The following is a 1,444-nucleotide window of genomic DNA, read 5'->3' on the forward strand; positions in this document are numbered from 1 at the left end:
ACCTGCTGCAGCGCCGCGCGGATCTCGTCGCCCATTTCGCGGTACTTGCGGTATTCCATGCTGTTCTCCGGGTCGAAGTTGACAGGTGCGACATTCATCGTCTGCCCCATCATCGGGCGGCCCATGGGCTGCGGACGCCCCGCCATGGGCCGCTGCATCTGGCCCGGCATGGGACGCTGCATCTGGCCCGCCATCGGGCGCTGCCCCATCATCGGGCGCTGCACGGTGCTTTGCGGCTCAATGTACACAGAGCTGTCGTTGAGGCGGAAGCGCATCTCGTTAAAATAGGGGTGATTGACGGAAATGATGATGTCAAAGTCGTAGGAGTACTCGTAGCGGGGCGGGACGTAGCTAACCTCCTTGCCGTCCGCGTCCTCGCGCATCTGCTCGGTGCGGCTCTCGTCGATGTCCACGCGGCAGCCGGTCAGCGCCGTGTAGTCCAGAATATCAGGGTTGGCGTCCGCCAAGTCGCGGGCGCGGGTGACGGTGAACCAGCGGTGCTCTTCGTCCAGCAGAAGCTTCCAGCCCTCACCGTAGGAGCGGGCGGTGCGGAACTGCGCCGCCCGTTCCCGGTTCTTCTCACGGTAGGCAAGCTGCTCCTTGATCTCGCTTACAGTGGAGTTGCGGCGCTCGCTGAACCAAGGCGAGAGCTTTTTCGCGCAGTCCTTGCAGAGATTGCCGTCCTCGAGCTTGCGATTGCCGAGCAGGCCGATCTTCTCGCCGCAGATGTCGCAGTACTTTTTATCAAACAGTCCCATGCTCTTATTCTCCGTTTTCTTAATTTTCAGGGAAAGCCCTGTCAGTCGGCGTTTTCGCCGTCGTGCTGATGCAGGATGTAGTCCGGGTTTTCCATATTGCCGCCGTCCATGATCTGATCGGTCACGAAGTGCCTATAAAGTCCCGAGAGCACGATGCCGACCGCGATGCCGGCGATAAACAGCCAGATCAATTTTCGCTTCATTCTATCTCAGCCTCCGAAGGGCTTGCCGCAGTTGGAGCAGAACTTACCCGTGTTCTTCGTGCCGCACTCGCAGGTCCATTCATTCGCCGGAGCGGGGGCGGGCTTGCCGCAGTTCGCGCAGAACTTGCCCGTGTTGCCCGCCTGTCCGCACGCGCAGGTCCAGCCTGCCGCCGCGGGCGCCGCCTGCGCCTGCGCCGCCTGCTGCTGCGCGCCCTGCTGATAGAGATTACCCATCTGCGCGCCTGCCATGCCGCCGGCCATGCCCATGCCCATGAATGCGCCGACCGCGCCGTTCGGGTTCGCCGCCGCCGTCTTCATCGCGTCGCCGGTCGCGCCCGCAAGGTGCGCCGCTGCGCGGGTCGGGTCCATAAACGCCGCGTTGCGCTGCATCTCCTTGATCATCTTCTCGTCTTCCTCGTTCGCCGTGACGGAGGAAACGCCGAAGGAGACGACCTCGATGCCGCGCAGGTCGCGCCACTTGGC

General features: G+C 63.0%; 2 protein-coding genes and 1 pseudogene. All 3 read right to left on the reverse strand.

Annotation, left to right across the window (positions count from 1 at the left end; translation table 11 throughout):
• The coding region (locus tag KQI17_RS13375) for a DUF4428 domain-containing protein (protein ID WP_216496684.1) at nt 1-758 on the reverse strand (758 nt) is incomplete at its 3' end.
• Nucleotides 759-799: 41 nt separating this feature from the next.
• On the reverse strand, nt 800-961 hold the full coding sequence (locus KQI17_RS13380) for a hypothetical protein (protein ID WP_216496685.1): 162 nt from the start codon (nt 959-961) through the stop codon (nt 800-802).
• A 6-nt stretch (nt 962-967) separates the two neighbouring features.
• Nucleotides 968-1,444, reverse strand: a pseudogene (locus KQI17_RS13385) (SPFH domain-containing protein); the annotation flags it as partial.

This window comes from Oscillibacter sp. MSJ-31, from assembly GCF_018918025.1.
GTDB lineage: Bacteria > Bacillota > Clostridia > Oscillospirales > Oscillospiraceae > Hominicoprocola.